Source organism: Caulobacter sp. FG7, assembly GCF_057808875.1.
This window is the reverse complement of the sequence record NZ_JBMDIW010000016.1, coordinates 126,650-132,855: the sequence shown is the minus strand read 5'-3', so window position 1 is coordinate 132,855 and position 6,206 is coordinate 126,650. Positions and strand designations below refer to the sequence as shown.

The 6,206-nt window shown below is 66.4% G+C and carries 7 protein-coding genes; 4 read left to right on the top strand and 3 right to left on the bottom strand.

Features of this window, described 5'->3' with window-relative positions; translation table 11 throughout:
* Positions 1 to 138: 138 nt before the first annotated feature.
* Positions 139 to 1,269, bottom strand: coding sequence for a CobW family GTP-binding protein (locus tag ACODR1_RS14925; protein ID WP_488881146.1), 1,131 nt, complete (start codon positions 1,267 to 1,269; stop codon positions 139 to 141).
* Between the two features lie 146 nt (positions 1,270 to 1,415).
* Positions 1,416 to 2,045 (bottom strand): hypothetical protein, encoded by a 630-nt coding sequence (locus tag ACODR1_RS14920; protein WP_488881145.1) that lies wholly within the window; start codon positions 2,043 to 2,045, stop codon positions 1,416 to 1,418.
* 215 nt (positions 2,046 to 2,260) lie between these two features.
* Here ACODR1_RS14920 and rplU point away from each other — a divergent pair, with 215 nt between their 5' ends.
* The 4 genes from rplU (at position 2,261) to ACODR1_RS14900 (ending at position 5,048) form a co-directional block, all read left to right on the top strand.
* Positions 2,261 to 2,773, top strand: a complete 513-nt coding sequence (rplU, locus tag ACODR1_RS14915; protein WP_488881144.1) for a 50S ribosomal protein L21 — start codon at positions 2,261 to 2,263, stop codon at positions 2,771 to 2,773.
* Between the two features lie 77 nt (positions 2,774 to 2,850).
* Positions 2,851 to 3,120: a 50S ribosomal protein L27 gene (rpmA, locus tag ACODR1_RS14910; RefSeq protein WP_101717037.1), complete on the top strand. Its 270-nt coding sequence runs from the start codon at positions 2,851 to 2,853 to the stop codon at positions 3,118 to 3,120.
* A gap of 224 nt (positions 3,121 to 3,344) precedes the next feature.
* Entirely contained in the window at positions 3,345 to 3,878 is a 534-nt protein-coding gene (locus ACODR1_RS14905) for a GNAT family N-acetyltransferase (protein ID WP_488881143.1), read from the top strand.
* 159 nt (positions 3,879 to 4,037) lie between these two features.
* On the top strand, positions 4,038 to 5,048 hold the full coding sequence (locus ACODR1_RS14900; RefSeq protein WP_488881142.1) for a glycoside hydrolase family 43: 1,011 nt from the start codon (positions 4,038 to 4,040) through the stop codon (positions 5,046 to 5,048).
* A 141-nt stretch (positions 5,049 to 5,189) separates the two neighbouring features.
* Here the strand turns inward: ACODR1_RS14900 and ACODR1_RS14895 are convergent, their stop codons facing one another.
* The gene (locus ACODR1_RS14895; protein WP_101717034.1) at positions 5,190 to 6,149 is read right to left on the bottom strand and encodes a hypothetical protein; all 960 of its coding nucleotides are present in this window, start codon (positions 6,147 to 6,149) and stop codon (positions 5,190 to 5,192) included.
* Between the last annotated feature and the right edge of the window lie 57 nt (positions 6,150 to 6,206).

Below are 6,206 nucleotides of genomic sequence, written 5' to 3'. Positions count from 1 at the left end.
GGCCCTTTGTTCTTCGGGATCACAATTCTCCCCCCCTGGGGGAGGTGGCCCAGAGGGCCGGAGGGGGCCCGCGCAGGCGCTAAAGACCCCCTCAGTCGCTCCGCGACAGCTCCCCCAGAGGGGGAGCACCTGACGGCCTTAAGCCACGCAGGCCTCGAAGCCCTTCTTCAGTTCGGCCTCGTCGAGGTCGCGGCCGATGAAGACCATGCGGCTGTAGCGGTTGTCCTTGTCGGTCCAGGGGCGCTGGAAGTCGCCCTCCAGGATCATGTGCACGGCCTGGAACACCAGGCGGCGCTCCTCGCCCTGCACGTCGATGATGCCCTTGGCGCGCAGAATGTCGACGCCCTTGGCCGCCAGCAGCTCGTTGAGCCAGACGGTGATCTTCTGGCCGTCCACCGGCTTGTCGAGGGTCAGGGAGATCCCCTTCACCCCGTCGTCGTGGATGTCGCTCTTGTGGTCGTGCCCATGGGCGTGATCGTGGTGATGATGGTCGTGACCGCAGTGCTCGTCGTGCACGTGGTCATGGTCGTGGTGATGGTGGCCGTGCCCATGCCCGTGATCGTGGCCGCAGTGCTCGTCATGGACGTGGCCCGGCTCGCCGTGCGCGGGATTGAGGAAGTCCGGCTCCAGCTCGGTGATCCGTTCCAGGTCGAAGCTGTGCTTGCCGATGATGGCGGTCAGCGGAACGTTCGAGCGCTCGGCGCGGTGGATCGGGGCCAGCGGGTTGATCTTGCGGATCCGGGCCTCGACGTGGCGCAGGTCGCCCTCGTCCACGAGGTCGGTCTTGTTGAGCACGATCTGGTCGGCGAAGGCGATCTGCTCGACGGCTTCCTTGCTGTCCGACAGGCGCAGCATGATGTGCTTGGCGTCGACCAGGGCCGTGACCGAGTCCAGATAGGTGCGAGCCTTGACGTCCTCGTCGACGAAGAAGGTCTGGGCCACCGGGCCCGGATCGGCCAGGCCCGTGGTCTCGACGACGATGGCGTCGAAGCCGCCCTTGCGCTTCATCAGGCCCGACAGCACCCGGATCAGGTCGCCGCGCACCGTGCAGCAGACGCAGCCGTTGTTCATCTCGAACACTTCTTCATCGGCCCCGACCACCAGGTCGTTGTCGATGCCGACCTCGCCGAACTCGTTGACGATCACGGCGTAGCGCTTGCCGTGCTCCTCGGTGAGGATGCGGTTGAGCAGCGTGGTCTTGCCGGCGCCGAGATAGCCGGTCAGCACGGTGACGGGGATCTTGCCGGAGGCGGGGGTCGTCTGGGTCATGGCGGGTATTTAGGGCGGCTGGGGCGGAAGCGAAAGCCTCAGTGCGTGGCCCTCGTCCTTCGACAGGCTCAGGATGAGGACCAAGGCACGGCCCAGCACTCGAAAACCTCACCCTGAGCTTGTCGAAGGGCGGGGTTTTCGCCCCCTCACGTCTTCAGGAACGCCACCGCCAGGCCGACCAGCACCAGGGCCGCGCCGAGGATCGTCTCCTCGTAGCGCTCCAGCCAGTCGAGGTTCAGGCGGCGCACGCCCGCCAGGGAAAGGCCGGTGAACAGCAGCATGCCCGCCGCGGTGGCCGCCAGCAGCACGACGCTGAGCAGCAGGAACGCGCCCCAGCCGTGCTTCATGCCGGCCAGGTAGTAGGGCAGGAAGGCCTCGCACGGCGACAGGGTCAGAAGCACCACCAGGGCGGTGATCGCCGCGCGGTCGGAGGCGTAGGTCCGCCGGCCGGCCTCGGGCAGGGCGTGGCTGTGGCGCCCGCGCGCTATATAGAAGAGGCCGACGGCCACCATCAGCCCGCCGACGATCCAATGGAACAGGTGGCCGAGCTTCGGTTCCAGCGCCAGGCCCGCGATCACCAGGACAAGGCCCAGCAGGATGGTCAGGGCCACGTGGCCAAGGCCCGCCAGCAGGGTTACGCCAAGCGTGCGCCCCGCCGACCATTTCTGCGCGCGGCCGACCAGCACGAACGGCAGCCAATGGGTTGGCAGGGCCGCGTGCAGGAAGGCCACCATGAAGCCGGTGGCCGCGATCGAGGCGAAGAAGGCGGACGTCACGCCCGCGCTATAGCCTGTTACAAAATAACGAGCCAGAGGAGTCATGCGTGCGGCGCGACACAGGCTTCACCTTGAATCCAGTCAAGGGCTTTAGAGGCTCCCTTGGCCGTTGACTCACAGGCTTTCGGCGCTATAAGTGCGCCCCTCTCGCCCGCCGGGTTTCCTAGCGGGCGTTCCGTATTTTGCGAACAGCACGTTATTTAAGGCGCTAACCTATGTACGCGGTCATCAAAACCGGCGGCAAGCAGTACCGGGTCCAAGCCGGCGACCTGCTGGTCGTCGAGAAGCTCGACGGTCAACCTGGCGCGGAAGTCGCGTTTGGCGAAGTTCTGCTGCTGGGCGAAGGCGAGGCCGTGACGGTCGGCGCCCCCACCGTTGACGGCGCCGTCGTCAACGCCACCCTGATCGAAACCCGCAAGGGCGAGAAGGTGAAGATCTTCAAGAAGATCCGCCGTCAGGGCTACCGCCGCACCCGCGGTCACCGCCAGACCGAAACGGTCCTGCGCGTGACGTCGGTCGCCGGCGCCGGCAAGGAAGCCAAGTGGGACGGCACGATCGACCTGACCCCGAAGGTCATCCTCGACGCCCGCGCCCGCGGTCTCGGCGACGCCGCCGTCCCGGCCACCATCCCGGAAGCTCCGGCCGCCAAGGCTGAAGCCGCCCCCGCTCCGAAGAAGAAGGCCGCGCCGAAGAAGGCCGCCGCCCCCGCTCCGGAAGCTGAAGCTTAAGATCCGCCAGGATCTTTTTGGATTGATCTGACCCAGGTCCGCGCGTCGGAAACCGGGTCAAAGATTAGGAGAGCATCATGGCTCACAAGAAATCTGGCGGCTCGTCGAGCAACGGTCGCGACTCGGAATCGAAGCGCCTTGGCGTAAAGAAGTTCGGCGGCGAGAAGGTTCTCGCCGGCAACATCCTCGTGCGTCAGCGCGGCACCAAGTTCTACCCGGGCGCCAACGTCGGCATCGGTAAGGATCACACCCTGTTCGCCCTCGTCGAAGGCGCCGTGGGTTTCGTGACCAAGAAGCAGAACCGTACCTACGTGACCGTGGCCCCGGTGGCCCAGGCCGCCGAATAGTACGATCTGAAGTCTCTCTTCGGATCGTGCTTCCTAAACGAAGACGATCCGGACGCGACGAATACGAAGCGGGGAGTCCGGACGCCGGACTCCCCGCTTTTGTTTGTCCATGCTCCAGAAAAAGCCTCATCCAGGCAATTGGAGCGTCACGGTCCCGCACTATCTGAGGCGCGTCGCAGTATCGGCGCCTCGCGTGAAGAAGGGCCGGGAAAGGGAGACGCGCCATGTGCGTGATCGAAAGAAGTCCCGTCATCGAGACGCGGCGGCTCGCCCTGCGGGCGCCGGACATGTCCGACGCGCCCCGCATCGCCAGCCTGGGCGCCGACTACGCCATCCCCAAGATGACCACCCGCATGCCCTGGCCCTACGGCCAGGCCGACGCCGAAGAGTTCGTGGGCCGCGTCCAGGCCCAGGACTGGAGCCGCAACGCCACCTTCGTCATCGACCTGGAAGACGCCGGCGTCGTCGGGGTGCTGGGCTTTTTCCCCAACGAGGACGGCCGGCTCGAGGTCGGCTACTGGATCGGCCGGCCGTTCTGGGGCCGCGGCCTGGCGACCGAGGCCCTGCAGGGGGCGCTGTCCTGGGCCGCCCACGACTGGCGGCGCAAGCTGGTCGTCGCCGGCCACTTCGCCGACAACCCCGCCTCGGGCCAAGTGCTGGTCAAGGCCGGCTTCCTCTACACCGGCGTCGTCACGGAAAAGGACTCCGTGTCGCGCGGGGCCAGCGTGGCCACGCGGATGATGGTCTGGCTGGCTTGAGGGGTCGTGCGTGGTCCCCGCCCTTCGACAAGCTCAGGGTGAGGACCAATGCAAAGGCCACAGTAGAAAAACCTCATCCTGAGCCTGTCGAAGGACGAGGTTTTTCGCCGCACGCGCAATGCATCATGTAAGATGTAGCCCCATAATATGGGAGGCATCATGCATCGTCGCGTTCTGGCCGGTCTGGCGCTTGTTCTGACCCTCACGGCGCCCGCCGCCGCGCTCGCGCAGGCGAAAAAGCCGCTCTATCGCGACCCGGTGTTCGACGGCGCGGCCGATGTGGCCATCGCCTGGGACAAGTCGGACAAGCTGTGGCGGATGTTCTACACAAACCGCCGCGCCACCCTGAAACTGGAAGACCCCAAGGATGTCGCCTGGCTGCACGCCACCGCCATCGGCGTGGCCACCTCCAAGGACGGCCTCTCGTGGACGTACGCCGGCACGGCCGACATCCCCGCCGCCTGCACCGGTGAAACCCTGTGGGCGCCCGAGATCTTCACCGAAAACGGCGTCCACCACATGTTCCTGACCGTGGTGCCGGGGATCTTCCATCGCTGGAACCTGCCGGAAGCCGGGGCGAAGATCGTCCACCTGACCTCGACGGACCTCAAGGCCTGGACCTGCGCCGACACCCTCGACCTTGGTTCGGACCGGGTGATCGACGCGGGCGTCATCAAGGCCCCGCAGGGCGGCTACCGCATGTGGTTCAAGGACGAGCGCAAGGACAGCCGCATCTTCTTCGCCGACAGCCCCGATCTGAAGAGCTGGACCCGCCAACCCGACTTCGTCGCCGACTTCGCCGGCGAGGGGCCCAAGGTGTTCTTCTTCCAAGGCGCCTGGTGGATGATCGCCGACGCCTGGAAGGGCCTGGCGGTGCTGCGCTCGAAGGACGCCGTGACCTGGGAGCGCCAGCCGGGCTTCATCCTCGACAAGCCGGGCAGCCAACCCACCGATCGCGACCTTGGCCACCACCCCGACGTGGTCGTCAACGACGGCCGGGCGCTGCTCTACTACTTCGTGGGCCAGGGCAAGGAAGAGGAAGCCAAGACCGATCCGGTCTGGAACCAGCGCACGGTGATCCAGCTGGGCGAGCTGAAGGTCGGCAAGGACGGCTGGCTGACGATCGACCGCGAGGCCGTGGTGAAGAAGGGCCTGAAAGCGCAGCGCTGAAAATCCTCCCCCTAAAGGGGGAGGTGGCCCGGAGGGCCGGAGGTGGAAGTCCCTGATGGATCTATCCAGTCGCCGGCGGGAGCAACTACTGCCCCCTCCGTCGGCTTCGCCGACACCTCCCCCTTCAGGGGGAGGATCTTTCTAAGCCGCCCGGTGGGTGTGGATCACCTTCTGCGGGCCTTCGCGGAACCGCTTCTCGGCGGTGACGATGCGCTCGCACAGGGCGTCGAGGTCCGACAGCAGCGAATAGGTGGCGTAGATGGGGATCTCCATCATCGCCACCTGCGCGCGCGGCATGAATTCGCAGTATTTCTTCCACGAGATGTGGTTGTCGCGAGCGGTCAGGGCGCGCTGGCCCAGCGGGTTCCACAGGTTCAGGTCGACCAGCTCGTCACGGCATTCCTTCATCACCGGCAGGGCGATGTAGAGGAACAGGAAGGTCGGCGTGGCCGCGCGGCTGAACTGGGGCTGCACCTGCATGTGCCAGATGCGGAAGGCCTCGAAGAAGTTGGCCTTGCGGGCCGGATCCGGCGGCAGCCAGCTGGCCTCGGTATTGATGACCTCGGCGGCGCTGGCCGCGCGCTTGACCAGCTCGTCGGCGCTGCGGCCGCCGGCCATCGTCTTGGACAGGGCCCCGACCGGGATGTTCAGCTTGCGGGCCACGTCAGTGAAGCTGACCTGCTGGCCGGCCATCGGCGTGAACTGGCCGAAATTGGGAGCGTTGGGAGCCTTGGCGCGGCGGATGGCGGCGGCCTCGTGCTCGATCTTCTGGGCCTCGCGCTTCTTCTCGGCCTGGAGGCGATCGAAATCGGCCTCGTGGGCGGCCTGCTCGTCGGGCGTCATCCAGCGGGCGCGGCCGGGGCCGTAGGTGCGCTCGAGCCGGTTGATCAGCACCAGGACATGGTTTTCGGACGGACGCGTGCCGATGTCGCCGAGGAAGGCGCGGAAATCGCGCCACGTCCCGGTCACGCCGGTGCCGCGGCTCATCAGGATGTTGCGGTGGATCGACGCCTCGCCCGCATACTTGCGGCATAGCGTCTGCAGCGTCAGGTCCTTGAGGTCCTGATCGAGTTCATCCCTGACGTTCGCTTCCGTCGACAACGGACGCCTCCCCCCTCCACGAGAAATAGAGAATTTTCGCCCCGAGACCGTTTGTCG

Excerpts from the sequence above, each read along its gene's own strand:
- rpmA (WP_101717037.1), top strand. The coding sequence starts at position 2,851 with ATGGCTCACAAGAAATCTGGCGGCTCGTCGAGCAACGGTCGCGACTCG.
- ACODR1_RS14925 (WP_488881146.1), bottom strand. The coding sequence starts at position 1,269 with ATGACCCAGACGACCCCCGCCTCCGGCAAGATCCCCGTCACCGTGCTG.
- ACODR1_RS14905 (WP_488881143.1), top strand. The coding sequence starts at position 3,345 with ATGTGCGTGATCGAAAGAAGTCCCGTCATCGAGACGCGGCGGCTCGCC.
- rplU (WP_488881144.1), top strand. The coding sequence starts at position 2,261 with ATGTACGCGGTCATCAAAACCGGCGGCAAGCAGTACCGGGTCCAAGCC.
- ACODR1_RS14900 (WP_488881142.1), top strand. The coding sequence starts at position 4,038 with ATGCATCGTCGCGTTCTGGCCGGTCTGGCGCTTGTTCTGACCCTCACG.